Genomic DNA, 26,015 nt, shown 5'->3' with positions numbered 1-26,015 from the left:
CATCGTCATGTCCTTAACCGTGCCCGGCAAGGTGTCGTCCAGGCTACGCGATATTTTGCCCCGGCTGGTGCTAAGCCCCAGTTTGTTTCTGATCCTGATTTTTGTTTACGGATTTATCCTGTTTACCGGCTATCTGTCCTTTACCGACAGCCGGATGTTGCCGTCATTTGACTGGGTTGGTTTGGCCAATTACAGCAATTTGTGGGGGCAGCGGAACTGGATGACCGCCCTGCAAAATCTGGCAATTTTCGGCATTCTCTATATTGCGATTTGCTGCATTCTTGGTCTGATGCTGGCGATTTTCCTTGATCAGAAAATTCGCGGCGAGGGCATCTTACGCCCGATCTATCTGTATCCAATGGCACTGTCATTCATCGTCACTGGCACGGCATGGAAATGGTTTCTCGACCCGGGGCTGGGCCTTGAAAACACCATGCATTTGTGGGGGTGGGACAGTTTCGCGTTTAACTGGATCAAGGATCGCAATATGGCGATCTACACGGTTGTTATCGCTGCTGTCTGGCAGTCCTCGGGGTTTGTGATGGCGATGTTTCTGGCCGGGTTGCGCGGTATTGATGGTGAAATCCTTAAGGCAGCACAAATGGATGGGGCCCGTAACTGGAGCCTCTATACCCGCATTATCATTCCGCAATTGCGACCGGTATTTTTATCGGCCTTTGTGGTGTTGGCCCACCTGGCGATCAAGGCCTATGACCTTGTCATTGCCTTGACCAATGGCGGGCCGGGCCGGGCGACCGAACTGCCGGCGACCTTTATGTATTCCTATACCTTTACCCGCAACCAGATGGCGGTCGGGGCCTCGTCGGCGGTGATCATGCTGGCAATGATTGCCGCGATCATTGTGCCCTATCTTTATTCCGAACTGCGGGAGCATCGCTAATGTCGTCTTATGCACGTCAAAAATCGGCGATTGGGGCGGGTAAACTGGTGCGTGCTGCGCTTTATGCCGTGCTGATCCTGTTTGCGGTTTACTATTTGCTGCCACTATTTGTGATGCTGGTAAATTCGGTCAAGACGCTGGATGAAATTCGCGGTGGGAACATGATGTCGCTGCCCGAAAATTTCACGTTTGAACCGTGGTTATCAGCGTGGTCAACTGCACAAATTGGCGTTGAACCCACCGGGTTACGGCCTTTCTTCGTCAATTCACTGTTTATGGTGGTGCCTGCGGTGGCCATTTCGACCACTTTGGGGGCATTAAATGGCTATGTGCTGACCAAATGGCGTTTTCGCGGGGACAAAATCATTTTCGGGTTGATGCTGTTTTCCTGTTTTATCCCGTTTCAGATTGTGCTGATCCCGATGGCGCGCATTTTGGGCATGATCGGCCTTGCCGGAACCACCAGTGGCCTTGTGCTGGTGCATGTGGTGTATGGGCTGGGCTTTACCACCCTGTTTTTCCGTAACTATTATGCCGCCTTTCCCGACGAACTGATCAAGGCTGCCAAAATGGACGGGGCCGGGTTTGTGCGCACATTCACCCGTATTTTGTTGCCCAGTTCCGGGCCGATCATTGTGGTGACGGTCATCTGGCAGTTTACCAATATCTGGAACGATTTTTTGTTCGGGGCGTCCTTTGCCGATTTTGATTCCATGCCGATGACGGTGGCGTTGAACAACCTGGTGTCGTCCTCGACCGGGGTGAAAGAATATAACGTGCATTTTGCGGGTGCGGTGCTGGCCGCCTTGCCAACCCTGATCGTTTATATCGTTTCCGGGCGATATTTTGTCCGCGGCCTGATGGCGGGTGCTGTCAAAGGTTAACAACCACATCCTTGGCAAGCCCTGCCTGCAATTCATAAAGGTCTATACAGAATGGCATTTCTGGAAATTGACAACGTATGCAAAAGTTTCGGCCCGATTGATGTTTTAAAAAACATCGCGCTGGATGTGGAAGAAGGCGGCTTTCTGGTTCTTGTGGGTCCGTCGGGCTGTGGCAAATCAACATTGTTAAACACCATTGCCGGGCTGGAAAGCCTGACCACCGGGCAAATCCGCATCGACGGCGACGGGATCGACGATTTGCCGCCCGCCGAACGCAATATCGCCATGGTATTTCAAAGTTACGCCCTCTATCCCAATATGAATGTTGGGCAAAACATTGCCTTTGGCCTGGAAATGCGCGGGATGTCCAAGGCCGAGCGCGACGCCAAAGTGCGCGAAGTGGCCAAAACCCTGCAAATCGAAGCCCTGCTGGACCGCAGGCCCGGCCAGCTTTCGGGCGGGCAGCGCCAGCGTGTGGCCATGGGGCGTGCGCTGGTGCGCAATCCCAGATTGTTTTTGTTCGACGAACCGTTATCGAACCTTGATGCCAAATTGCGGGTGGATATGCGCACCGAAATCAAACGGATGCATCAAACCTTGGGTACGACCATTGTGTATGTCACCCACGACCAGATCGAGGCGATGACATTGGGCACTAAAATTGCGGTGCTTAAAGGCGGTGTTGTGCAGCAATATGGCACCCCTGCCGAAATTTATAACAATCCGTCGAACTTGTTTGTCGCTGATTTTATGGGCTCGCCCGCGATGAATTTGATTCCGGTTGAGATTGACGGTTCACAGGTGTGCCTCGGCCGCGACAAAGAGCAGGCATTGGTGCTCGATTTTGATCAGCTTCCGGCCTCGGTTATGGATATGAACGGTAAACAGGTGATTATGGGCATTCGGCCCGAAGCCATTACCGATGCACAGGGCGGGGCGGCCACCCGTGCCACATCGCAGCGCACCGTCACGGCCAAATGCCGGATGGATGTGATTGAGCCCGCCGGGGCCGATATTTATGCCATTACCGCCCTTGGCGGCAAGGAAGTGGTCACACGCCTGCATCAGGATTGGACCGGGCAAGCAGGAGAAACCCACGACCTGGTCTTTAACCTTGATAAAGTTGTGTTTTTTAATGCCCAAAGCGGCGAACGCTTGCGTTAGGTGCATTTCGCATGGCAATAGCTTTGCCATCGTGCAGGGCTGTTGCACGGGTTAGCCAGGGAGGAACGGACACTGTCCGATCATAACAAGGCCGGTCGCGATGACGGGAAATTTGGCCCGCGCACGCGACCGACATTAAAGACCATTGCAGAAATGACGGGTTTGGGCGTGACAACGGTATCGCGGGCCTTGAAGGATGCCCACGATATCAGTGCCAAAACCAAACAGCGTGTGCGCCAGGTTGCCGATGCCATTGGCTATCGCCCGGACCGTGCCGGGGTGCGTTTGCGCACCGGTAAAACCAATGTCATCAGCCTTGTTCTGGACCAGACCGACAAGATCCCCGAATTTGCCCGCCGCCTGATTGTGGGTATTTCCGACGTTATTCGCGAAACGCCCTATCATTTGGTGGTGACCCCGCAGGCGCGCAATGACGACCCGATGACGCCGATTCGCTATATCCTTGATACAAGGGCCGCCGACGGCGTGATTATTACCCATATCAAACCCGATGACGCCCGTGTCACGGCATTGATCAATAGTGGTTTGCCGTTTGTTACCCATGGCCGCTGTGCCGATGCACGGCAACATGCCTATCATGATTTTGACAATCGCGCCTTTTGCACCATGGCGGCACAACGGCTGCTGTCACGCGGACGTAAACGGCTGGCAATGTTATCGCCACCGTCAGAATTTACCTATTACCGGGAAAGTCTGGCCGGGCTTGCCGCTGCGGCCACAGACGCCAACGTTCCGTTCGAAGTTTTGCCCGGTGTGGATCTGGATTCCGGCAGTGAAGTTTTACGCCAGGCCGGTATGGCCCTGCGCCATCAGGATTATGTGCCAGATGGCATTATTTGCGGCAGCGAAATTTGCGCGCTGGCCCTGATCGACGGCATTACGCAATCGGGTCTGACGGTGGGCAAGGACATTGATGTGATTGCCAAGGAAACATCGGATTTACTGAATTTCACCCGCCCCCGGATCGACAGCCTGCGCGAAGATCTTATTCTCGCCGGGCAAGAACTGGCCCGACACCTGATCGACGTGATCGAAGGCCGACCAATGGATGAAATTCACAGCCTGGGCCAGCCAGAGGCCGTGTGGCGGACCTTGCCACATACGGACTGAAAACCTGCTGTTTTGTGACGATGCCCGCTATTCTCGTTGCCAATGAGCCAAATAGGCGGCATATTCGGCTCATAAAATGATTTGAATATAGTTTTAGTTGCCTCATCTCAGAGGACCGGCGATGCCATGGATTTGGGAAGACAAGAACTGGCCGCATTTTCAGTGGGATCGAGAGAGACTGCGCGCGTTGTTGCCGGGTATTTACCGGTTGCAGGGGCATCTTGCGGGGCTTGTGCAAAGCCAGTTTAATCCGGATCAAACGGCCCTGTCGGCCTTGCTGGAAAATATTCTGAAATCTTCGGCAATTGAAGGTGAGACGCTTGATCGGGAATCGATCAAATCATCTTTGGCCAACAAACTTGGCGTTCCGGGTCCAGCATCGGGCCTTGGTGCCTCAACCGATAAGTCCGATGGGCTGGTTGATATGATGCTTGATGCCGTGAGCAATATTGACGCGGCCCTTAGTACCAAAAGACTGTTCACTTGGCATCGCTGGCTTTTCCCGGAAAACGAGTTTCGGGTTGAAAAGGTTGATGTCGGCAAGTATCGGTCAGACGGGGTTATGCAGGTTGTATCCTCGCGCCCATCGCACATGCCGGTCGTATATTTTGAAGCCCCGCCAGTAGAGCGTGTTAACCGGGAAATGGATGATTTCATTGACTGGTTTAATGAAAGTCGCCGCGATCTGTCTCTGGATCCGATTGAACGGGCCGCGATTGCCCATTTTCGGTTTGTGACCATCCATCCATTCGATGACGGTAATGGGCGCATCGGCAGGGCACTGGGTGATTTGGCGTTGGCTCAGGCAGATCCCGACAGTATCCAGCTTTATGCGATGTCGGCCAGCATTGCCAAGGATCGAAAAGGTTATTATCAGGCGCTGGAAAATGCACAAAATTCCGGCCCTGACATTAATGAATGGATGACCTGGTTTGTTCAGACGCTTGAGAAGGCCTTAAAGCTGGCGGCGGGCAAAATTGATCAGACTGTCGCCAAGACCCGATTTTGGGAATATCACCGAAATACACAATTGAATCCCGGACAGATCAAGGCTTTGAACAAATTGCTCGATGGCGATTTTGTCGATGGGTTAAGTGCGGCCAAATATGCGGCCTTCGCCAAAGTCAGCAAAGCGACGGCAACCCGACATCTTGCTGATCTTGTTTATAAGGGATGTCTTGCCGTGCTTGGGGCAGGGGGCCGCTCAACCCGGTACGCTGTGATCCATCCGGGCCGCATCAAGTCCGATCAGAGTCTATGATTGAGAGAGTGGGTCATATTAAAGGAAAAATGCTTGTCTTATGAATAAGGCAGCTTTTTATGAGATAAAGAAGTACCGGAGAGGATGGCTATCCTCTCCGGCGATGGGGGACGGATCGTAAAGTGCAAGGTCGCCTGATGGACCGAGTTAAAGTGTGATCGCCCCCGTCTTTTCCAATCGTCCTGAACGGATACCGGAGCTTTAAGGCTCGGATGACAAGCATAGGAGACGGAAAAGATGACTGAGATTATCATCGGTGCGGACATCTCGAAAGACCATATTGATCTTCACAGGCTGCCGGACGGCGAAAGACTGCATGTGAGCAATGATCGCAAAGGTTTTGCCGCCATTGTCAAATGGATCGATAGCGCGACCCTGGACCACCTTGTTTACGAGCCGACCGGCCCTTATCACAAAGCGTTTGAATGCTTTATGATGACAAAAGGATTGCGGCTTTCCAAGGTCAATCCCCGTTTTGCCAGGCGCTTCTGCGAGGCCGCTGGCAGACTTGCCAAGACAGACAGGATCGATGCGGAACTTTTGGCCCGTTATGGCCAATTTTTGCAACCACGCATATTGCAAACCCAAACGCATATTCCCAGCGATTTGAAGGAATTTCATGTTGCACGGCAAGCCCTTGTCAAAGACAGGACGGCGGCCAAAAACAGAAGCAAAAACCTTGTCAATCCGCTGCTTAAAAAGCAGAATGCCGCCCGCCTCAGACAAATTGAAAGCCAGTTAAAGGCCGTCACCGAGTCGATTATGACACTGGTCAGCAACGATCAGACCCTGAAGGCCAGATACGATATTCTCGTCTCTATTCCCGGGCTGTCGCAGATTACTGCCTTTGCCCTTCTCATCGAAATGCCGGAACTTGGAGAGCTTGACGAGAAGGCCGCCGCAGCCTTAAGCGGCCTTGCGCCAATGACCCGCCAGTCAGGACGCTGGACTGGACGCGCCTTTGTGACGGGCGGAAGGGCTATCGTCCGCCACGCGCTTTATATGCCGGCTATCGTCGCCATTCGTTTTAATCGCGACATGAAGGCCAAATACGAAAGCCTTTGCAAAGCAGGGAAACCACCCAAAGTCGCAATAACCGCCATCATGCGAAAGCTCATTATCCTCGCCAACGCTCTGCTTCGCGATAATAGAAAATGGCATATAAAACAGTCTTGATTAAAACGGATACTTTAACCCGATCAAACCGAGCCCTTTTTTTCCTTCGGCGGGTTGCGGCGCAATTCAGCAGCCCCTGGTGTCAAGCGCACAAAGGTGCGGTCGGCAAGGCGCAGGTCAACCACCAGAACATCGCTGGTGAGCAGTTTGTGGGCCTGGTCCAACTGGTCCAGTCTTGCCCAGGCTTTTTGCATGTTATGTTCGGGCAGGCGAATGAACATGCCGTTTGCCAGTTGCACATTCCAGCGACGATGGCCGATGCGCTGTGCCCCTGTAACCTGTTTAAACAAACGCGGGATGGTTTTCAGCGTTGCAATCATTTCGGCAGCATGTTCGGGCGCGTCTTCGCCCACCAGAACCGGCAGGTTTAAATAATCGCCCAGTTCATAATCCTGCAATTGCACGCCATCGGCATCAATCAGGATGTGGTTGTCGCCATGTTGCCACAGGGCAAGGGGTTTGCGTTCGTCGACATGGATGATGATGGTATCGGGCAGGCGGCGTTCAACCGTTGCCGTGCGCACCCAGGACAATTGTTCGATGCGTTCACGTGCGGCATCGGCATCAAAGGTCAGGATCGGCGAGCCCGGCTTTTGCCCAACGGCAGCCAACAGGGCATTGGGGTCGGTGCGGTTGCGTCCGGCCACATCAATGGTGTTGATCACCATGCCAAAGCGGGCTGATGCATCAATGGCCTCGGTCTGGGCGGTGGTTAGCCATTGTTCGGTTTTTCCGCTTTGCCACAGGGCCAGCGGCCCGCCCACGATTAAGGCCGTTGCACTGATCCAGCGGCAGGCACGGCCCACCTTGCGGAAAACAGCACTCCAGCCATATTCACGTTGAACCTTCTCGCGGCGCTCGCGCGCCTGATCGGCGATCGTTATCGTTCGCATGTGGCGTCCTCAACCATCCATGCAACAATGTCGGCAAAGCTCATGCCGTCATGGCGGGCCGCATCGGGCACCAGCGATGTCGGGGTCAGGCCGGGTTGGGTGTTAATTTCCAGAATGGCAAGCTGGTCATGTTCCGGGTCATAGCGAAAATCGGCACGGGCCACACCCTTGCAACCCAGCACCCGATAGGCCTGTTCGGCGCAATCACGCACGCGCGTGCGCAAGGCAGAGGGGATATCAGCTGGAATAATATGCTGCGATCCGCCATTGGCATATTTGGACTGGTAATCATAAAAGGCATGGTTGCCGGTTAAAATTTCAATCACTTCCATGGCTTCGCCGTCTTTGACCGCCACGGTCATTTCGCGCCCGGCAACATATTCTTCCTGCATCACGCCATCGCCATGCACCCAGTCACGCGCCAGCATGTTTTCTTCTTCTTCGGCATTAAGAATAATTTCCACACCGACCGACGACCCTTCGTTATTGGGTTTCAGCACATAGGGCGGCGGCAAGGCGATGCCGTTTTTAATGTCGTCGCGGCTGACATAAACATGCCTGGCACAGGGCAGGCCGTGTTCGTGAAACAGGGCCTTTGCGCTCATTTTATCCATCGCGATGGCTGATGCGCGCACGCCGGAATGGGTATAGGGAATGTTTAAAATTTCCAATAATCCCTGAACCGCACCGTCTTCGCCCCAACGCCCATGCAGGGCATTGAAGATTACATCGGGTTTTGGCGACAGGCTGGTAATCTGGTAGGCCAGATCGCGGGTGGCATCAATTTCTGAAACGCGATAGCCCTTTTCGCGCAGCGCCCTGGAAACTTCGCGCCCCGTGGACAGTGAAACATCGCGTTCGGTCGACCAGCCCCCGTAAATCATCGCGACATGCTTGCTCATGCGTCTTTTCCCACAATTGATTGTCCCAAACGGTCGCCAATCCGGCGAATTTCCCAACGCAGATCAATGCCCGAATGGGCCATGACACGCTTGCGCACCTCGTCACCCAGATTTTCCAGGTCTTGCGCACTGGCATTGCCCAGATTGATCATGAAGTTGCAATGCAGAGGCGAAATTTGCGCCTCGCCAATGGTTAGCCCCCGGCACCCTGCCGCATCTATAACCTCCCACGCCCGTTGGGGGGTGGGGTTGGCAAAGGTGGACCCGCCTGTTTTGGATCGCACCGGCTGGCTGGTATTGCGGGCGTCGTTAATTTCGGTCATGCGCCGGGCAATTTCGGCCTTGTCATCGGTGGCGGCACGCAAAATGGCCTTGGTAAAAATCCAGTCATCCGGGATGTCGCAATGGCGATAGGAAAGGCCCATTTCATTGACCGCCAGATCATGAATGTTCCCATGGCTGTCAATGGCTTCGGCGCGGATCAGCACATCGTGCATGTCCCGGCCATAGGCTCCGGCATTCATCCGCAAGGCCCCGCCAATGGTGCCCGGAATGCCCGATAAAAATTCAAGCCCGCCCAGCCTCGCTTCTTGTGCGGCCCTGGCGACATTGCCATCAAGCGCACCGGCACCGGCGTGAATTTCATCGCCCAAAACCGTAACCGCGCTAAAAGGGCGCCCCAGGCGTACAACAACCCCGCGCAAACCGCCGTCGCGGACCAAAAGGTTTGATCCAACACCGATAACATAAACCGGAATCTCACCGGGTTTGTCGCGCAGAAACTGTGCCAGATCCTCGGCATCGGCCGGGCGAAACATCACGTCGGCCGGGCCGCCAACCTGAAACCAGGTGACCTTCGCCAGCGATGCGCCTTCGCGCAATTTACCACGGACTTTTGGCAGGCGGTCAATGATCGGGGTGTGGCGTGCAGCAGTCATGACGTTTTAAGGGCCTCCATCTGGATCGGCAGGGCATTGGCCCAGGTGCTGATGGAACCAGCGCCCAGGCACACCACAAGATCGCCTTTTTGGGCAATACCCGATACGACATTTGCCAAATCATCGGGGCTGTCCAGGGCCAGGACCTTGCGATGGCCGCGGTTGCGCAACCCTTCGACCAGGGCGTCGCGGTTGGCCCCGTCAATCGGGTTTTCACCGGCGGTATAGACATCGGCAACAATCACGGTGTCGGCATCGTTAAAGCAGGTGCAAAATTCCTCGAACAGGTCATGCAGGCGGGAATAACGATGGGGCTGCACCACGGCGATCACGTTGTTTTGGGTGGCTGAACGGGCCGCTTTCAAAACAGCGCGAATTTCCACCGGGTGGTGGCCGTAATCATCAATGATGGTCACACCGTCAACCTCGCCGGTTTTGGTAAAGCGGCGCTTAACCCCGGTAAAGCCATCAAAGGCAGACACGATTTTATCGTCATCAATGCCCAGTTCAAGGGCGACGGTAATCGCGGCCAGCGAATTGGAAACATTATGCTCGCCGACCATGGGCAAACGCACATTGTGAATGGTGCGCTCTGCACTGTCGATGCGTTCGCGAATAACCACATCAAAGGTGCTTTGGCCAATTTCAGTGCGCACATTGGTGGCGCGCACATCGGCCTGCGGTGAAAAACCAAAGGTGAAAATGCGGCGGTCCGTCACCCGGCCAATCAGGGCCTGCACTTCGGGATGGTCGATGCACAAAACGGCAAAGCCATAAAAGGGAATGTTCTGAACAAAGTTTTTGAACGCCTCGCGCAGCTGGTCAAAGTTTTTCCAGTGATCAAGATGTTCGGGGTCGATATTGGTGACAACCGCAATGGTCGAGGGCACCTTGATAAAGGTTCCGTCAGACTCGTCGGCTTCCACCACCATCCAGTCGCCATCGCCCAGGCGTGCATTGGTGCCATATGAATTGATGATCCCGCCATTGATCACGGTCGGGTCCAGCCCGGCGGCATCAAGCATGGTTGCCACCAGCGATGTGGTGGTGGTTTTACCATGCGTGCCGCCAACCGCAATGGCGGCCTTAAGGCGCATCAGTTCGGCCAGCATTTCTGATCGGCGAACAACCGGGATCATGTTGGCGCGTGCGGCAACCACTTCGGGGTTGTCGGGTTTGACGGCGGTTGAAATCACCACAACTTTGGCATCGGCAATGTTTTCGGCATCATGGCCGATAAACACGGTAATACCCAGTTTGCGCAGGCGTTGCACATTGGCATTGTCCGCCATGTCCGATCCCTGCACCTGATAGCCCAGATTGTGCAAAATCTCGGCGATGCCAGACATACCGATCCCGCCGATTCCGACAAAATGGATGTTTCCGATGCCAAGCGGCAGGGTTTTCATGCGAGGTCTCCTTGGACATGCGTTGTTTTTTGTTTCAGATCGACCGGTGTGCCTGCCGGGTTCAGCCCCAGCAAATCCAGCACCATATCGGCCAGCCGTTCGGCGGCGTTGGTGCGCGCAGCACTGCGCGCCCCTTCGGCGGCGCGCGCCAGAGCGGCGGGGCCGGTTAAAAGTTTGGTCAGGCGTTCGCTGACGATTTCAACGGTAAAGCGTTCCTGCGATAACATCCATGCCCCGCCGGCCTGTTCAACCTGTTCGGCATTATAGCGCTGATGGTCGTCAATGGCGTGGGGCAGCGGACATAAAAGCGAAGGCCGCCCGGCAATGGTCAGCTCAGCCACTGTTGACGCGCCCGAACGCGCAATAACCAGATGGGCGTCGCGCAATCGTTGCGCAATATCGTCAAAAAACGGCTTTAACGTGACATCAATGCCCGATCCTTCATAGGTTTTGGCAACCTGGTCCAAATCTTCGGCGCGGGCCTGCTGGGTGATGTGCAGGCGCGATTTAAGGGCATCGGGCAGGGCAATGATGGCGTTTGGCAAAATTTCCGACAAAACCCTGGCCCCTTGACTGCCGCCGGTAATGAGCACATTCACCGGGCCGTCGGCGGTTGGCGCGTCATAGGGCGCACTTGCCAGCGCGGCAATTTCCTGGCGGACGGGGTTGCCCGTCCAGACAACGCGGGGCTTGTCGGCATCGTTAATCATGCGGACATCGCGAAATGAGGTGGCAATGCGTGCCGCGGCCCCGGCCACAACCCGGTTGGCGCGGCCCAGAACGGCATTTTGTTCGTGAATGGCCAACGGAATATGCAGCCCTTTTGCCGCCATGGTCGCCGGGATCGAGGCATAGCCGCCAAAGCCGATAACGGCGGCGGGACGTATTTTTTTAAGATGGCGACGGGCCTGCCAGGTGCCAAGGGCCAACCGCACCATGCCGGTTAAACGCCCGCGGAGTCCCTTGCCTGCAATGCCGCCAGCGGGCAGCAAAATGGTGGTCACCCCGTCGACATTCTCGGTATAGCGGGCGGCCCTTGCATCGGTAAAAAACACCACCGTTGCCCCGCGTCGTACCAATGCACGCGCCAGGGAAACTGCGGGAAACATATGTCCGCCTGTTCCACCCGATGTCAGGGCAATGCACTGCCCGTCAAGCGGGGTGTCGGCAAGGGTGAAATCATCTGTCGTCATTGTGGACATGTAACCTGCGCGAAACTCGGAGGGACCCGAAGGCCGGATGCTTCAAGAGAAACCGAGAAAGGTTAATATCCTTTCAAACGCAGGTGAAAATCGCCCTAATTGGTGCTTCTTTTTCGGGTCAGGGCCAAAATAAAGCCAATACTGATGGCAATGGCGACGGTCGATGACCCGCCATAGGATACAAACGGCAATGTCATACCTTTGGGCGGTACGAGTTGCAGGGTCGATGCCATATTGATCATGGCCTGCAAGCCGAACTGAACCAGAAGCCCGGTAACGGCCAGAACCACAAACATGTTGCGTTCCCCCATCATCCGCGACAGGCCCCGCATGATGATAAAGGTAAAAATACCCACCACCAGCAGGCAAAATAACAGGCCGAATTCTTCGCCGGCAACCGCAAAGATAAAGTCCGAATGGGCATCGGGCAGATAGTTTTTAACCGTGCCTTCGCCCGGGCCCTGGCCCATGATGCCGCCATTCATGAAGGCTTCCATCGACCGCTGGATCTGATAGTTATCGCCGGTCGCAGGATCAAGGAAACGGTCCACGCGCGATTGCACATGCGGCAATATCAGATAAGCCGATGCCGCCAGGCCCACCACACTCATCCCCAGGCCAAAAACCAGCACAATCGGCAGGCCTGCCAGAAAAATCTGTACCGACCATATGGCGGTGATGACCACGGTTTGGCCAAAGTCTGGCTGGATCATCAGCAAAATGATGCAGGTCGCCAGCAACATGCAACTGACGATATAGCCAGGGAAATTGGGGTTTAACCGCCCTTCGGAAAACATCCATGCCGTCACGACGGCAAAGGCCGGTTTTAAAAATTCCGATGGCTGAATGGTGACGCCGCCAAAATTGATCCAGCGTACCGCCCCTTTGATTTCCGCACCGACAAAGGGCGTGAGAATCAGCATGGCGACAACGCCCAGAAACATGACAGAGGCAACGCGGCGCACCCATTTGATCGACAGCATCGAAATGCCGCCCGCACATATGATGGCCACAGTTAAAAAGAAAAACTGCCGCCGGACAAAGTGAAAGCTATCCACACCAATGCGGTCCGCCACCGGCGGACTGGCAGACATCACCAGCAATGCGCCAATGCCCATCAACAAAATGGTTGCAGCCACCAGCCAGCGATCGACCGTCCACCACCACACGCTTAAAATCGACGTATCGGCGCGTGAAAAGGCGGTATTGCCGTTTTTATCGCCAAACGGGGATCTCATAGGGCCTCCGGGTCGGTGGATTGTGACGATAGCACGTCAAACAGGGCGCGAAAGGCATCGCCACGGGCTTCAAAACTTGTGAACTGGTCAAATGATGCGCAGGCGGGCGACAGCAAAATGACAGGGGCGGGGGCGCTGTTGTCATTGCCTGCCGGTCGTCCGGCCTTGTCGGCTTTGGCGTCGGCCCGTGCGCAGTCAAGGGCACGCCGGGTGGCAACGTCAAGCGTGCCACATTGCTCATAGGGCAACTGACCGTTCAGTGTGGCGGCAAATTCATCTGCGGCACTGCCGATCAGAAAGGCTTTTTTGATGCGGCCATACCATGGGTCCAGTCCGTCAATGCCGCCTTCCTTGGGTTTGCCACCCAAAATCCAGTAAATATTGTCATAGGCAGACAAGGCCTTGGCGGTGGCTTCGGCATTGGTGGCTTTGCTGTCATTGACAAAAACAACACCATCAATCGTACCGATCTGTTCCTGGCGGTGGGCCAGGCCGGGAAAAGACATGACCCCCGATAAGATATCGTTTGTGCCGATGCCACGTGCCCGGCACAGGGCATAGGCAAAGGCAATGTTTTGCCAGTTATGGCGACCGGGCATATGCGAAACGGTGCGAAGGTCCAGCACCGGGTTTTTATGCCCGTCAAGATCGTCGACCAGCCAGTGGTCATCGACATAAACGCCGTGTCGGGTCGGGCCATTCACCGAAATTTCCACCATCCGGTGGCCGCCTTCACGGGCCAGTTCGGTTGCCATTTGCGCGCAATGTGTATCATCAATCGAAATAATCGCCCATTTCGGCCCTTTTTGGCGGGCAAAAATATTGCGTTTCGCGCCGATATAACCGGTCATGCCACCGTGGCGGTCCAAATGGTCGGGGGTAATGTTTAACATGGCACTGGCATCAAAGGCGGCTTTGTCAATCAGGTCCAGCTGATAACTTGAGAGTTCCAGCACATAACAGTCATTGGCACCTAGCGCATCAAAGCCCAAAACCGGATAACCCAGATTACCGCCAACCTGGGTTTTGATCCCGGCCTGGTCAATGATATGGGCGGTTAAGGCGGTGGTGGTTGATTTGCCGTTGGTACCGGTAATGGCCAGCATGGGGACATTGGTCGCCGTGGTGCACAGCAGTTCCACATCGCAGATAATCGGTTTTCCGGCGCGGCGGGCTTTTTCAGCCGCCGGGTGCGGGGTGGGGAATGTGGCGGGGATGCCAGGGCTGATCACCAGCATCTCGGGCTGGTTCCAGTCGCATTCCACCAGATTGACAGGGGTTAAACCCAATGCGTCAAGCTGGTGGCGGCTATTTTCATTGTCATCCCAGGCCCACACCACGGCACCCGATTGGATCAATGCCTTCACACTGGCCAGTCCCGATTTTCCAAGACCCAGAACCGCAACGGTTTTTCCGTGCAAATGTGAAAGATTGATCAATGTCGCGTTCCATTCAAAACAGGGGGATTAACGCAGTTTCAGGGTGGCAAGACCGATCAGGGCCAAAATCACGGAAATGATCCAGAACCGGATGACAATGGTCGGTTCGTGCCAGCCCTTTTTTTCAAAATGGTGATGCAAAGGGGCCATGCGAAACACCCGTTTGCCGGTTAGTTTGAACGACCCGACCTGAATAATCACCGATACCGTTTCAAGGACAAACAAACCGCCAATGATCGCCAGGACCAGTTCGTGTTTGGTAACAACGGCAACGGCACCAAGGGCCCCGCCCAACGCCAAAGACCCGGTGTCGCCCATAAACACCATGGCAGGCGGAGCATTGAACCATAAAAAGCCCAGACCCGCCCCGACCAGCGCGCCGAGCAATACGGTTAATTCACCTGATCCGGCGATATAATGAACCTGTAAATAATCGGCAAACTGGATGTTGCCAATCAGATAGGTAATCAGGGCAAAGCTGGCTGCGGCAATCATGACCGGCACAATGGCAAGGCCATCCAGCCCGTCGGTCAGGTTCACAGCGTTGGACGCCCCAACCATGACAAACATGGCAAAGGGCACAAAAAACCAGCCCAGATCAAGCAACAGGTTTTTGAAAAACGGAAAGGCCAGCTGGGTTGCCAGGGCCGGGTCGGTATTGTGCGCAATCCACCACGATGCCAGGGCCGCAATGGAGAACTGGCCCAAAAGTTTGATCTTGCCGGGCAGTCCTTTGGAATTGCGTTTGGAGACCTTTAAAAAGTCATCCATAAAACCGAGAAATCCATACCCGATGGTGACCAGCAATACGGCCCACACATAGGGGTTGGTCATATCGGCCCACAGCAAAGTCGCGATAGAGGTGGAAATCAGCAACAAAAGGCCGCCCATTGTCGGGGTGCCTTTTTTGGTCAGTAAATGGCTTTCGGGCCCGTCTTCGCGAATGGGCTGGCCTTCGGTTTGGCGGGCGCGCAACTGCTCAATCAGCCAGGGACCCAGCACGAATGCCAGCACCAGCGATGTAAAAACAGCTCCGCCGGTCCGAAAGGTGATGTACCGAAACAGATTAAACAGCGGAAACTGGTCAGCCAGCGGGTATAGCAGGTTATAGAGCATCGCTCTTTGGGTCCCTTATGCGTCAGTTGGATGTGGGGGCAGCGCCCGCATGACCGGATTTTAAAGCCGAAACAATTTTAGAAACGTAAATACCAAGCGAACCTTTGATTAAAACCACGTCACCATCGCGAATTGTTGCGCGAACGGGCTCTATTGCATCTTCTGCACGGTCAAAATGGCCCAAATGGTGTTCGCCAGGCAGTTCTTTGGCCAGTAATGCCATTATCGGGCCGACGGTAAAAACGGCGTCGATTCCCAGATGTTCAAGCGGATGGGTAAGGTCGCGGTGCAGTTGTTCGGCCTCGGCCCCCAATTCGCGCATGTCGCCCAGAACGGCAATGCGCCGCCCCGTCCCTTCCGGCTTTTCATTGGCCAGAAGCTTGAGGCCCGCCATCATCGAGGTGGGGTTGGCATTATAGGCATCGTCGATCAAAACATAGTGGCCGGTTTCGGTCCCGGTTGTGTCGGTAACGGGCAGGACGTGGCGGGCACCGCGCCCGGCAGGCGGGGTTACATCGGCCAAATCCTGTGCCGCGTGCACCACGTCGGCCCCCAATTGATCAACCGCAGCCAAAACCGCCAGCGAATTGATCACCCAGTGTTCGCCCGGGCAGCCAATGAAATATTCAAGATCGCGGCTTCCCACACGGGCGCGAACAGCACTGCCACCGGTAACGATATTGGCCTCAAACAACCGATAATCGGCGGTGGCATCGGTGCCAAAACCCTTGATGGTGGCAATTCCCAGTTCTTTGGCCCGACGGGCCAGGGCGAAATAATGCAGGTTGTCACGGTTCAGAATGGCACTGCCGTCTTTGTCCAGGCCTTCAAAGATTTCGGCTTTGGCCTTGGCGATTTCGCCTTCATCCTTGAAATATTCGGTATGTGCGCCGACCACATTCGTAATCAGGGCAACAGAAGGCCTTACCATTTTAACCAGCGGCGTAATTTCGCCCGGGTGGTTCATCCCAATTTCAAAGACGCCGTATCTGGCATCGGCAGGCAAGGTTGCCAAACTAAGGGGCACGCCCCAATGGTTGTTAAAGCTGGCCGGGCTGGCATGGGTTTTACCCTGTTCGCCCAACACATATTTAAGGGCTTCCTTGGTGCCGGTTTTACCAACGCTGCCGGTGATGGCGATGATTTTGGCGGTGCTGCGCGCGCGTCCGGCCAGGCCAAGGCGCACCATGGCGTCCAGCGTGTCATCAACAATCAGGGCCGGGGCATCGGGTGGCAAAACCGATTCGTCGGAAACAAGGGCTGCTGCACAGCCTGCTTCAAATGCTTTGGCGACAAACTGGTGACCGTCGAAATTCGGGCCTTTCAGGGCAATGAACAAGTCGCCGGGCCGGGTTTTGCGGCTGTCGATTGAAATGCCGGTAACCTGCCAGTCGCCAGCGACGATGCCGCCCGTGGCGGACACTGCGTCCTCTGCCGTCCATAAAACAGCTTCACTCATCGCGTTTCTTCTTTCCGTTGATCTGTTCGGTCTGTCTGGCAGACGGCGTCTTGCCGGTTATCGCGCCCCTGAAGCCGGGGCGCGATAACATCGGGCAAGGGCCTAGTTTCCGCCGAGCAATAAATTGCGGGCGACGGCAGCATCGTCAAATGGCAATACAGTGGCGCCAACGATTTGCCCGCGTTCGTGGCCCTTGCCAGCAATAATCAGAATGTCATTGCGTTGCAAGATGCCAATACCACGTTTGATGGCTTCGGCGCGGTCGCCTATTTCAACAGCCCCTTCGCAGGCCGCCTTGATGGCGGCACGAATGGTGGCGGGGTTTTCGCTGCGCGGGTTATCGTCGGTGATAATGGCAATGTCGGCATTGTCTTTAACCGCGCGGCCCATTTCCGGGCGTTTGCCGGTATCGCGATCACCGCCTGCGCCAAAAATGCAAATCACCCGGCCCTTGCAATGGGGGCGAACCGCCTTGATCACGGTTTCAAGGGCGTCGGGGGTATGGGCGTAATCGACAAAAACCGGCGCGCCAAATTTGGTTTTACCCACCAGTTCCAGTCGGCCACGCACACCTTGAAGTTTTTCAAGGGCCGCAACCGCATCGTCAATGACGGCCCCTGATGCAATAACAATCCCAAGGGCGGCCAGGGCATTCATGATCTGAAAGGTGCCCATCAGCGGTAAATGCACGCTGTATTCACCATTTTCGATGGCAATTTTGATTTTGGTGCCGGTTGTATCGGGCTTGGCTGAAACCAGTTTGATGTCGTTGCCCTTAACCCCGTAGGACAATATGTCGATACCGCGATCCTGGCAGATGCGATGCAGCATGTCATATTGGGCAATGTCGGCATTGATTACAGCCGTGCCATCAGCTGCCAGCAAGTTCTGAAACAGACGGGCCTTGGCGGCAAAATATTTGGCAAAGTCGCCATGATAATCAAGATGGTCGCGCGACAGGTTGGTAAAGGCGGCAACGCGCACCTTTACCCCGTCCAGCCGATGTTGGTCCAGGCCGTGCGAACTGGCTTCCATGGCGACATGGGTGACGCCAATGTCGCTCATTTCAGCGAGTGACTGGTGCAGGGCAACCGGGTCGGGCGTGGTCAGCGAACCGGGGATTTTAGCCCCGGCAGCACAAATGCCCAAGGTGCCGATAGACCCTGACATTTTACCCAGCAACGTCCAGAGCTGTTCGGTGAAAACGGCGGTGGATGTTTTGCCATTGGTGCCGGTAATGGCGGCAATGGTTTCGGGTTGCTTGTCGTAAAAACGGGCCGCAAGCTGGGCGTAACGCTGGCGCGGGTTTTCCACCGGAATCAACGGTACCGTGATGGCCGCTGTTTTCGGGGTATCGGTTTTGGCCAAAATTGCCGATGCACCAAGTTTGATGGCATCTTCAATATATTTGGCACCATCGTCGCGCGCCCCCGGAAGGGCGGCGAACATAAATCCATCACGAACTGCGCGTGAATCTGCGGTCAGGCCCTTGATGTCAGGGTCCTGTCCCCGGGCATGTTTCAATGCCGCCTGATCTCCTGCCATAAGCTCAGAAAGACGCAAGTTTGCGTTCCTCTTTGCGAAGGTCCAAACGCAACGCTTGCTCTATTTCCGGCGCCTTCGCGTACGCCGGTTCGATCCCCAGTAGGGGAGCAATACGTGTCACAACCTTGCCAACGGCAGGTGCTGCTACCCAGCCTGCTGTGGCATAACCATAAGTTTCTTTTGTTCCTTGTGGTCCGTCTAACGTCACCAGAACCACATAACGCGGGTCCTGCATCGGAAAGGCGGCGACAAAGGTAGACATTCGGGCATTCTTTACGTAGCGCCCGTTAACCAGCTTGTCGGCTGTACCGGTCTTCCCGCCAAGGAAGTACCCCGGTATGTCGGCTTTTTTGCCGGAACCTTCGGTGACAACAAGGCGCATCAAACGGCGCATGTCGTCAGAAGTCTTTTTTGAAATAACCCGCACACCTGCCGGGGCACCGTCCTGTTTTAAGATGGTGCTGGGGCGGCGGATGCCGCCATTGGTAATGGTCGCAATGCCATTCACCAGTTGCAGGGGGGTTACCGCAATGCCGTGCCCGTAGGAAATCGTCATCAGGTTGATTTCACGCCACGGGTTGGGCAAAAGCGGGGAGGCGACTTCGGGCAGTTCGACATCGGACGGGTCGAGAAAGCCGAAATCTTTCATATATCTTTTCTGGGTTTCGATGCCAAAATCCATCGCCATGCGGGCCGACCCGATATTCGAGCTGTAAGCCAGAATTTCGGGCACCGTCAGCCACCGGTTTTCCCCATGAAAGTCATGGATGGTAAAGCGTGCGACACGAAGGGGTTTTGTGGCATCATAGGTGCTGTTGAGCGTTGCTGTGCCGGTATCAAGGGCAATCGCGGCGTTAAACAGTTTAAACACCGATCCCTGTTCATAAACCCCCAGCGTCGCGCGGTTAAAGCGCGCATCGGTTGGGCCTTGTCCGGGGCGGTGCGGGTCAAAGTCGGGCAGGGAAATCATGCCTATGACTTCGCCGGTATAAATATCCATCACAAGGCCGGTGGCCCCGGCGGCGCTGAATTTTTCCATCGCACTGGAAACCTCGGCGCGCAGCGCGTGCTGGACGCGAATATCAAGCGACAGGCGCAGCGGGCCGGAATTGCTGCGCAAATCATTGTCAAATTCGCGTTCGGCCCCGGCAATGCCGTTATTGTCAATGTCGGTAAAGCCCAGTACATGCGAAAATAGGCGGCCCTGCGGGTAAACGCGGCGCTCTTCACGCTGAAAATTCAGGCCGGGAATACCCAGGGCATTGACCTTGTATTGCTGGTCCGGGGTCAGGTTGCGACGGATCCAGACAAATGCTTTTTGCGAGCCAAGATGGCGGATCAGCGTATCGCGATCCAGCCCCGGCAGCACGGTGAGCAAATGGTCAGCCGCACCAACCGGGTCCTTGATCACACGGGCATCGGCATAAAGTGAACTGGTCGGAAGGTCGGTCGCGAGCAAAATGCCATTGCGATCAACAATATCGGCGCGTTCGGTTTTAAGTTCTTTGCTATCGGTGCCTGCGGTCAAGTCGGGTTCGTTGCCCTGTTTTAAGACAGTGGCGTTAAACAGGCCCCCGGCAATCCATAAAAAGCCGATGCCAAACATGATGCCGGTGATGAAAATGCGATTACGCGCTGTTTCCAGCGCGTGTTTTTCACGTTGTTCCGGGCCAAGTTCGGGGCGATCACCGCGCAGCCAGTATGAAAAACGCAACAGGTTCATTGCGTGTCCCCCGTGTCCGGGGTCGGCGCCGGAATGCCAACGCTGGGGCCGTCAATGATCAGGTTTTCCGATGCTTCGTCATAGGCGCTGTCGTTTGGCCGGTCCCGCGGGGCGGGCATATAGGCAACGGCTTCGCCAAATTTATCCAGGCGATAACGGCGGGCATCGGTATCGGTGGGAATGGTATCGATGCTGGCCATCTGCAAGGGCTGGATCTGATCAAGCTTCAGATATTCCCTGGCCAGTTTTTCAATCCGGGCCGGAGAATTCAGATAGCTCCATTCCGCCTGAAAAACATGGATGCTTTCCTGTTCGTCAAGAATATCGGACTGAATGGCGGCATAGCGCCGTTCGAGGCGTTCAACTTCGTGCGAAACCCAATAAGTGCCCACACCGATCAGAACCGTCATCAAAAACCAGAAACCTGTCATGATCTTGGTCATGCGTCGCCTCCGGTCTTTTTGGCGGCGGTCGATGGCAAATCATTGCGTTGTGCAGCGCGTAATTTGGCCGAACGGGCACGCGGGTTGGCGCGCAACTCGTCTTTCTGGGCGGTCACGGCCTTGCGGCTAAGCGTGCTGAAGGTCGGTTTGGCGGCTTCGGGTTCGCCGGGCAGACGGCGCGACTGCTTGCGCGGGTCGCCACAGCGTTCCTTGAAAAATGTTTTCACCAGCCGGTCTTCAAGCGAATGGAAGGTGACAACCACCAGCCGTCCGCCCGGTTTCAGAATGGCTTCGGCAGCATTCAGCGCCCGGTCAAGTTCACCCAGTTCGTCATTTACGTGAATGCGCAACCCCTGAAAGGTGCGGGTTGCCGGGTCGATACTGTCTTTGGATTTGCGCACAACCGAGCGCACAGCACTGGCAAGCTGGCCGGTGCTGGTGAACGGGGTTTCGGCACGCATTTCAACAATCTTGTGCGCAACCTTGCGCGAGGCGCGTTCTTCGCCAAACCGGTAAATAACGTTGGCAATGTCTTCTTCGTCGGCGGTATTGACGAAATCGGCCGCACTGGGGCCAGACATCGACATCCGCATGTCCAGCGGGCCATCGGTGCGAAAGGAAAAGCCGCGATCAGCCTGATCGATTTGCATCGATGAAACGCCTATATCAAGAACGATGCCGTCAACCTGTTTTACACCGTGTAACGGTAACAGCGCGGCCATATCGCCAAAGCAGCCTTCAACCATATGAAAACGGCCATCATATTGGGCGGCCATTTTGCTGCCGGTTTCAACCGCACTTGGGTCGCGGTCAATGCCGTAAAGCGTGCAAGGGGCATGATCAAGAATGGCGCGGCTGTAACCACCTGCGCCAAACGTGCCGTCCACCATGATGTCGCCTTTGGCGGGGTTTAGATATTCTAGAACCTCGCGTAGCAAAACCGGCTTGTGCGGGGCCGATGCTGACGGGTCAAATAGCAGGGGGGATGTTGTCATGCCTCGTCCTCCGGTGTTTCCACAACAGACTCTGATGGCAGGCTGGCGCGGCGCGCAGCGGGTGCGGCAGCCGGTTTCAGCTTAAGGGTCGATCCGCGATTGACAACCCGGGTGCGGCTGGCGGTTTTACGCTCGGCAAAGGTATCAGGGTTCCAGATCCGAAAGGTGCGACCGCGGCCAACAAAGGCAACCTGATCAGTGATGCCCGCATATTCGATCAGTTCGGGCGGCAAAATGATGCGGCCTTCCCCGTCAAACGGCAGGGCATGCGATGCGCCCAGGATGGTGTCGGCAAGGTCTTCGGCTTCGTCTGAAAACATTTCCAGATCATCAAGCGATGCGGCAATGCGTTCCATGTGGCTTTCAGAACACCCCTCAAGAGTAGGTTCTTTGGGGGATTCATAAATGTAGATGCCAGCAAATCCGTCTTCTTCCAAGGCAGCACGAAACCGTTTGGGCACGGAGACGCGCCCTTTCCGATCCAGTTTGTGAATGTGCGTCCCGGTGAACAGCACCCGCCTTGATCCCCTGATGATCGATCGTCAGATAACGAAGTTTGGAAAAAGACATCGTCAACCTGACGTCCGAAGCCCATTTGACACAGCCAAATTACCTGCTTAATGGGGTACCATGGGATATGATGGGGGTCAATGGGAATTGATGGGTTTGAATGTGATGTTTGTGGGGTATTCTGCCCTTTTCCGGCCTTTTTTCCCAGGGCGGAAAACACAGCAAAAGGTGCAATTTCAGTATGTTTTTGCCTTTTCGCCCATGAAAACCCAAATATGACCATAGGGTCCCATCGGGGATTGGTTTTTTGATCGTGATGGGGTTTGATGGGATAAAGGGCGTATCCGCCGTCTCTGTGCCATCCGCCCGATGCGTTGCGAACCGGAGTCAGTTTTGCAAACAAAGACTATAATCAGGTTAATTGCCGGGCAGGTTTTACTGTTTGGCTTGCTGGTGGCGTTGCCTGTGGCCGCACAAAACAGCACGACCAGCCAAAGCCGGTCGGGCACGGCCAATCACGGCAAAAACCAGACCGACAGCACTTATAGCGTTATTTCACCGCAAATGCGCCAGATGTTACCGGCCCTGATGCAGCAATTGCAAAACAACCCCGCCTTGTTGCAGCAATTTGGCCTTGGCGGGCTGGGTGGCATGAACGGATTGACGGGGATGGCATTAGGGCAGGGAAATGGCGATGAGGATGGCGGCGCGGGTATTCCCATGCCTGCGATCCCGGGTATCAATGTGCCTGATATTACCGGGGGCCCTAAGATAAACGGTGCGGGGGGTGCCAATGCGGCGGCGCAGGCCCGGTTGGATGCGGCCCGAAAAGGTGGGCTGGTGGTGCCACCGATGCCGGTGCCTGAACAGGTGACCATTTACCGTGCGCAATATCATCCATCCGATATCAATCAGGATGGCCGGATTGATGCCGATGAAGCGGCAAGTTATGCGGCATGGATGTTTCGCCGCCATGATATCAATGGTGACAATGTTTTAACGATGCGCGAATTTTCAGCCGTCGAGGCCTTGCCAGGATCGCCCGACGCCAACCGTACCCGTTTACGCGTCGAGGCGCGCAGGCTGGAATTGCTGTTTCCGGATTTTGACAGCAACCACAACCAGTTGGTGGAAAAAAGCGAATTCATGGCAAAAGTTGCCGCGAAATTTGATGAAAACCGGGGCAGCGCAAAAGATATCAGCCCGTTTGTTTTTCAAACGGTTTTGCCATTCTAGGTGGCAAGGCGGTTATGCGCCATTGTTTGCAGCGCGACGCACGGCCATCTGTGTTAAAGAACTGTCATGACTGAAAGGGTGACAAACCCGGCCTTGCAGGTCATACATGGCGAAAATGTTCCGGCCCGACATGACGGAGAACGTACATGGAAAGCAACGAAATCTACGCCCCCCTACGCACATCTACCGATGGCGATCAGCCGGAAAATGCCGAACGTGATGTTTCTGCGTCCGGGGCGGAAGACGAGGCGCATGGTGCAATCGAACGCAGTGAAAAACACACTGGCGACGACCATGACGACTTTGACGAACACGGGCACGAGACCGAAGCCGAAGACGACATGTATTGCGACAGCGACAACCCGACCGAAAGGTTGGATCGCGCGTTCGCCCGCGACTTTGCCGTTGAAGATGCCAGCGAAGTGACCCGCGAACCTGCCGTTCTGGCGGGCACCAAAGTTGTTGCGCCGGGCAAGGCTGCCAAAGCAGCCCCGGTCTGGATTGATTTGTTCGAGCCAGACGCCAGTGAATTGCGGGCGATTGAATCCCGTTTCGGGATCGAGGTGCCAACCCGCGAAGAAATGCAGGAAATCGAGCTTTCATCGCGCTTGTATGACGAAGATGGTGCCTTGTTCATGACGGTGACGGTTTTAAACAAGGCGGCAACCGATGATCCTGAATCGATTGCGGTTACGTTCATCATGGTCAAGAAAACCCTGATCACGTTGCGTTATGCCGATCCGATCCCGTTTAAAACCTTTAGCCGCCGGGTGAAACGTTCGCCGGGGCTGGCAAGTTCGGCGGATGCTGTGTTGCTGGGCCTGCTTGAACAGATTGTCGACCGGCTGGCCGATATCATGGAAATTGCGGTGGCCGATCTGGAAAAAATTTCCAATGCGGTGTTTTCCAAGGAAGGCAACAGGCCCGATCAGGATCACCATGACAATCTGCGGCGTATTGGCCGGGCCGGTAACCTTGCCAGCAAGGCCAAGGACAGCCTTTTGAACCTGAACCGAATGGCCCTGTTTTTAAACACCCAGGCCCGGTTTAAAAAGGATGCCAAGGCACGGCTGAAAACGCTTTCACGCGATATTCTGTCCATTACCGAACATGCCAATTTCGTCGCCAACAAGGTCACCTTCCTGCTTGATGCCACGCTGGGCATGATCAATCTGGAACAGAACAATATCATCAAGATATTTTCCGTTGCCGCAGCGGCATTTTTGCCACCAACCCTGATCGCCAGCATCTATGGCATGAACTTTCAATTCATGCCCGAATTGCACTGGGAATTTGGGTATCCTCTGGCGATTGCCTTGATGGTTTTATCCGCCGTTGGCCCGCTTTGGTATTTCAAACGCAAAGGCTGGTTGTAAAGCGGGCGCGATAGTCGCTCGGCGCGACCGCCAGGTGTTTGATAAAGCAGCGGCGCATGCGTTCATCGTCGCCAAATCCGCATAAAACTGCAATCCGGGCTACTGAACTGTCGGTATTTTCCAAACAGGTTCGGGCGGCATCCATGCGCATTTCTTCGAGGGCATGTGCCGGGCCGGTGCCGGTTTCGCGGGCATAAACGCGCGAAAAATTGCGCGGGCTCATATGGGCCTGGGCGGCCAGATCTTCGACAGACAATCGCAAATGCAGGTTTTTGCGCATCCAGACATGCAAGGTATCAAACCGTCCGTCGCGGTCCCCGACCTGCTGGCTTAGGGGCTGGCTAAATTGCGACTGCCCGCCGGGCCGCTTGATAAACATGATCAAACCACGTGCGACGGCCAGGGCGGCGTCGCGGCCCAAATCTTCCTCGATCATGGCGATGGCCATATCAATGCCGGTGGTCACCCCGGCCGATGTCCAAACCGGGCCGTCGCGCACATAAATCGGGTCGGGTTTGATCCGTGCCTGTGGAAACCGGGTTTGCAGCCTGTCGCACCATCGCCAATGGGTGACCGCTATGCGCCCGTCCAAAATACCCGCAGCTCCCAGCAAAAACGCCCCGATACATATTGATGCCACCCGCCGAACCTGCATTTTTTGTGCAATTAACCAGCCCAGCAAAGCGGGGTCATTCAGGGCAATCAATGGTTCGTCGGTGCCTGCGATGATCAGGGTATCAATCGCTTTGTCAGCAAGGGTGGACAGGGCAACCGTTGGCAGGGCAATGCCGGTATCGGTCACAATGGGGCCACCGGTTTGCGATGCCAGTACGATCTCATAGGGATGGTCTGGTTCATAGGGATGGTCTGGTGTCGGGGCCGTTTGTGATGCCAGCCCATTGGCATCATGAAAGGCCTGCAACGGGCCGGTCACATCAAGCAATACGGTATGGGGCGTCATGACAAAAACCACGCGGCGCTGCCGGGGTGTCGGGCGGGTCCTTTGAAGCATGTTTCTTTTAATTGCCTTTGGCATGAATAAAGGGATGTTTGTCATTTATGCCATCTTTATAA

23 protein-coding genes are annotated in these 26,015 nt (G+C 55.3%); 8 read left to right on the top strand and 15 right to left on the bottom strand.

Features of this window, described 5'->3' with window-relative positions; translation table 11 throughout:
- The first annotated feature begins 7 nt into the window (after positions 1-7).
- The 6 genes from AAC086_RS19670 (at position 8) to AAC086_RS19645 (ending at position 6,517) form a co-directional block, all read left to right on the top strand.
- The gene (locus AAC086_RS19670) at positions 8-901 is read left to right on the top strand and encodes a sugar ABC transporter permease (RefSeq protein WP_339781289.1); all 894 of its coding nucleotides are present in this window, start codon (positions 8-10) and stop codon (positions 899-901) included.
- Positions 901-1,785 carry a carbohydrate ABC transporter permease gene (locus AAC086_RS19665; protein ID WP_339781287.1) on the top strand — a complete coding sequence of 295 codons (885 nt, stop codon included), beginning with the start codon at positions 901-903 and terminating at the stop codon, positions 1,783-1,785. The genes AAC086_RS19670 and AAC086_RS19665 overlap by 1 nt, the downstream gene beginning before the upstream one ends.
- Before the next feature lie 51 nt (positions 1,786-1,836).
- Positions 1,837-2,949, top strand: a complete 1,113-nt coding sequence (ugpC, locus tag AAC086_RS19660) for a sn-glycerol-3-phosphate ABC transporter ATP-binding protein UgpC (protein WP_339781285.1) — start codon at positions 1,837-1,839, stop codon at positions 2,947-2,949.
- A 42-nt stretch (positions 2,950-2,991) separates the two neighbouring features.
- Positions 2,992-4,080: a LacI family transcriptional regulator gene (locus tag AAC086_RS19655; RefSeq protein WP_339781283.1), complete on the top strand. Its 1,089-nt coding sequence runs from the start codon at positions 2,992-2,994 to the stop codon at positions 4,078-4,080.
- Positions 4,081-4,201: 121 nt separating this feature from the next.
- Positions 4,202-5,341: a Fic family protein gene (locus AAC086_RS19650; RefSeq protein ID WP_339781281.1), complete on the top strand. Its 1,140-nt coding sequence runs from the start codon at positions 4,202-4,204 to the stop codon at positions 5,339-5,341.
- 237 nt (positions 5,342-5,578) lie between these two features.
- Complete coding sequence (locus AAC086_RS19645; protein WP_339781280.1) at positions 5,579-6,517, top strand: transposase; 939 nt, start codon at positions 5,579-5,581, stop codon at positions 6,515-6,517.
- 23 nt (positions 6,518-6,540) lie between these two features.
- Here the strand turns inward: AAC086_RS19645 and AAC086_RS19640 are convergent, their stop codons facing one another.
- From AAC086_RS19640 to AAC086_RS19575, 14 genes are all read right to left on the bottom strand, one after another.
- A complete protein-coding gene (locus tag AAC086_RS19640; RefSeq protein WP_339781278.1) occupies positions 6,541-7,410 on the bottom strand; it encodes a cell division protein FtsQ/DivIB in 870 nt (289 codons plus the stop codon).
- Positions 7,398-8,312, bottom strand: a complete 915-nt coding sequence (locus tag AAC086_RS19635; RefSeq protein WP_339781276.1) for a D-alanine--D-alanine ligase — start codon at positions 8,310-8,312, stop codon at positions 7,398-7,400. The genes AAC086_RS19640 and AAC086_RS19635 overlap by 13 nt, the downstream gene beginning before the upstream one ends.
- Complete coding sequence (gene murB, locus AAC086_RS19630; protein ID WP_339781275.1) at positions 8,309-9,250, bottom strand: UDP-N-acetylmuramate dehydrogenase; 942 nt, start codon at positions 9,248-9,250, stop codon at positions 8,309-8,311. Before murB ends, AAC086_RS19635 begins: the two co-directional genes overlap by 4 nt.
- Positions 9,247-10,659: a UDP-N-acetylmuramate--L-alanine ligase gene (gene murC, locus AAC086_RS19625; protein ID WP_339781273.1), complete on the bottom strand. Its 1,413-nt coding sequence runs from the start codon at positions 10,657-10,659 to the stop codon at positions 9,247-9,249. The genes murB and murC overlap by 4 nt, the downstream gene beginning before the upstream one ends.
- On the bottom strand, positions 10,656-11,852 hold the full coding sequence (gene murG, locus AAC086_RS19620; RefSeq protein WP_339781272.1) for an undecaprenyldiphospho-muramoylpentapeptide beta-N-acetylglucosaminyltransferase: 1,197 nt from the start codon (positions 11,850-11,852) through the stop codon (positions 10,656-10,658). Before murG ends, murC begins: the two co-directional genes overlap by 4 nt.
- Positions 11,853-11,956: 104 nt before the next feature.
- The gene (gene ftsW / locus AAC086_RS19615) at positions 11,957-13,099 is read right to left on the bottom strand and encodes a putative lipid II flippase FtsW (RefSeq protein WP_339781270.1); all 1,143 of its coding nucleotides are present in this window, start codon (positions 13,097-13,099) and stop codon (positions 11,957-11,959) included.
- Positions 13,096-14,538, bottom strand: a complete 1,443-nt coding sequence (gene murD, locus AAC086_RS19610; protein WP_339781269.1) for a UDP-N-acetylmuramoyl-L-alanine--D-glutamate ligase — start codon at positions 14,536-14,538, stop codon at positions 13,096-13,098. Before murD ends, ftsW begins: the two co-directional genes overlap by 4 nt.
- A gap of 27 nt (positions 14,539-14,565) precedes the next feature.
- Entirely contained in the window at positions 14,566-15,654 is a 1,089-nt protein-coding gene (mraY, locus tag AAC086_RS19605; RefSeq protein ID WP_339781268.1) for a phospho-N-acetylmuramoyl-pentapeptide-transferase, read from the bottom strand.
- Positions 15,655-15,676: 22 nt separating this feature from the next.
- Entirely contained in the window at positions 15,677-17,113 is a 1,437-nt protein-coding gene (locus AAC086_RS19600) for a UDP-N-acetylmuramoylalanyl-D-glutamyl-2,6-diaminopimelate--D-alanyl-D-alanine ligase (protein WP_339781267.1), read from the bottom strand.
- Between the two features lie 102 nt (positions 17,114-17,215).
- Positions 17,216-18,676, bottom strand: coding sequence for a UDP-N-acetylmuramoyl-L-alanyl-D-glutamate--2,6-diaminopimelate ligase (locus AAC086_RS19595; protein WP_339781266.1), 1,461 nt, complete (start codon positions 18,674-18,676; stop codon positions 17,216-17,218).
- Positions 18,663-20,381, bottom strand: coding sequence for a penicillin-binding protein 2 (locus tag AAC086_RS19590; protein WP_339781264.1), 1,719 nt, complete (start codon positions 20,379-20,381; stop codon positions 18,663-18,665). Before AAC086_RS19590 ends, AAC086_RS19595 begins: the two co-directional genes overlap by 14 nt.
- Positions 20,378-20,824 (bottom strand): hypothetical protein, encoded by a 447-nt coding sequence (locus tag AAC086_RS19585; RefSeq protein WP_339781262.1) that lies wholly within the window; start codon positions 20,822-20,824, stop codon positions 20,378-20,380. The genes AAC086_RS19590 and AAC086_RS19585 overlap by 4 nt, the downstream gene beginning before the upstream one ends.
- A complete protein-coding gene (gene rsmH / locus AAC086_RS19580; protein ID WP_339781258.1) occupies positions 20,821-21,819 on the bottom strand; it encodes a 16S rRNA (cytosine(1402)-N(4))-methyltransferase RsmH in 999 nt (332 codons plus the stop codon). Before rsmH ends, AAC086_RS19585 begins: the two co-directional genes overlap by 4 nt.
- Complete coding sequence (locus tag AAC086_RS19575) at positions 21,816-22,334, bottom strand: division/cell wall cluster transcriptional repressor MraZ (protein ID WP_339781256.1); 519 nt, start codon at positions 22,332-22,334, stop codon at positions 21,816-21,818. The genes rsmH and AAC086_RS19575 overlap by 4 nt, the downstream gene beginning before the upstream one ends.
- 388 nt (positions 22,335-22,722) lie before the next feature.
- On the opposite strand from AAC086_RS19575, the gene AAC086_RS19570 reads away from it, so the two are divergent.
- Entirely contained in the window at positions 22,723-23,565 is an 843-nt protein-coding gene (locus AAC086_RS19570) for an EF-hand domain-containing protein (protein ID WP_339781254.1), read from the top strand.
- 146 nt (positions 23,566-23,711) lie between these two features.
- A complete protein-coding gene (gene corA / locus AAC086_RS19565; RefSeq protein ID WP_339781252.1) occupies positions 23,712-24,941 on the top strand; it encodes a magnesium/cobalt transporter CorA in 1,230 nt (409 codons plus the stop codon).
- Here corA and AAC086_RS19560 read toward each other — a convergent pair.
- Positions 24,919-25,953 carry a helix-turn-helix domain-containing protein gene (locus tag AAC086_RS19560; protein ID WP_339781250.1) on the bottom strand — a complete coding sequence of 345 codons (1,035 nt, stop codon included), beginning with the start codon at positions 25,951-25,953 and terminating at the stop codon, positions 24,919-24,921. The two genes, corA and AAC086_RS19560, sit on opposite strands and share 23 nt — an antisense overlap.
- Positions 25,954-26,015: the final 62 nt, after the last annotated feature.

Origin of the sequence: uncultured Thalassospira sp., from assembly GCF_963976115.1 — a bacterium.
GTDB lineage: Bacteria > Pseudomonadota > Alphaproteobacteria > Rhodospirillales > Thalassospiraceae > Thalassospira.
The sequence above is the reverse complement of the archived record's forward strand: the minus strand, read 5'-3'. Positions and strand labels throughout refer to the sequence as shown.

Bases quoted from the DNA above. Each gene is read 5' to 3' on its own strand.
- AAC086_RS19670 (WP_339781289.1), top strand. From the start codon at position 8: ATGTCCTTAACCGTGCCCGGCAAGGTGTCGTCCAGGCTACGCGATATT.
- AAC086_RS19665 (WP_339781287.1), top strand. From the start codon at position 901: ATGTCGTCTTATGCACGTCAAAAATCGGCGATTGGGGCGGGTAAACTG.
- ugpC (WP_339781285.1), top strand. From the start codon at position 1,837: ATGGCATTTCTGGAAATTGACAACGTATGCAAAAGTTTCGGCCCGATT.
- AAC086_RS19650 (WP_339781281.1), top strand. From the start codon at position 4,202: ATGCCATGGATTTGGGAAGACAAGAACTGGCCGCATTTTCAGTGGGAT.
- AAC086_RS19645 (WP_339781280.1), top strand. From the start codon at position 5,579: ATGACTGAGATTATCATCGGTGCGGACATCTCGAAAGACCATATTGAT.
- AAC086_RS19640 (WP_339781278.1), bottom strand. From the start codon at position 7,410: ATGCGAACGATAACGATCGCCGATCAGGCGCGCGAGCGCCGCGAGAAG.
- AAC086_RS19635 (WP_339781276.1), bottom strand. From the start codon at position 8,312: ATGAGCAAGCATGTCGCGATGATTTACGGGGGCTGGTCGACCGAACGC.
- murB (WP_339781275.1), bottom strand. From the start codon at position 9,250: ATGACTGCTGCACGCCACACCCCGATCATTGACCGCCTGCCAAAAGTC.
- murC (WP_339781273.1), bottom strand. From the start codon at position 10,659: ATGAAAACCCTGCCGCTTGGCATCGGAAACATCCATTTTGTCGGAATC.
- murG (WP_339781272.1), bottom strand. From the start codon at position 11,852: ATGACGACAGATGATTTCACCCTTGCCGACACCCCGCTTGACGGGCAG.
- ftsW (WP_339781270.1), bottom strand. From the start codon at position 13,099: ATGAGATCCCCGTTTGGCGATAAAAACGGCAATACCGCCTTTTCACGC.
- mraY (WP_339781268.1), bottom strand. From the start codon at position 15,654: ATGCTCTATAACCTGCTATACCCGCTGGCTGACCAGTTTCCGCTGTTT.
- AAC086_RS19600 (WP_339781267.1), bottom strand. From the start codon at position 17,113: ATGAGTGAAGCTGTTTTATGGACGGCAGAGGACGCAGTGTCCGCCACG.
- AAC086_RS19590 (WP_339781264.1), bottom strand. From the start codon at position 20,381: ATGAACCTGTTGCGTTTTTCATACTGGCTGCGCGGTGATCGCCCCGAA.
- AAC086_RS19585 (WP_339781262.1), bottom strand. From the start codon at position 20,824: ATGACCAAGATCATGACAGGTTTCTGGTTTTTGATGACGGTTCTGATC.
- rsmH (WP_339781258.1), bottom strand. From the start codon at position 21,819: ATGACAACATCCCCCCTGCTATTTGACCCGTCAGCATCGGCCCCGCAC.
- corA (WP_339781252.1), top strand. From the start codon at position 23,712: ATGGAAAGCAACGAAATCTACGCCCCCCTACGCACATCTACCGATGGC.
- AAC086_RS19560 (WP_339781250.1), bottom strand. From the start codon at position 25,953: ATGCTTCAAAGGACCCGCCCGACACCCCGGCAGCGCCGCGTGGTTTTT.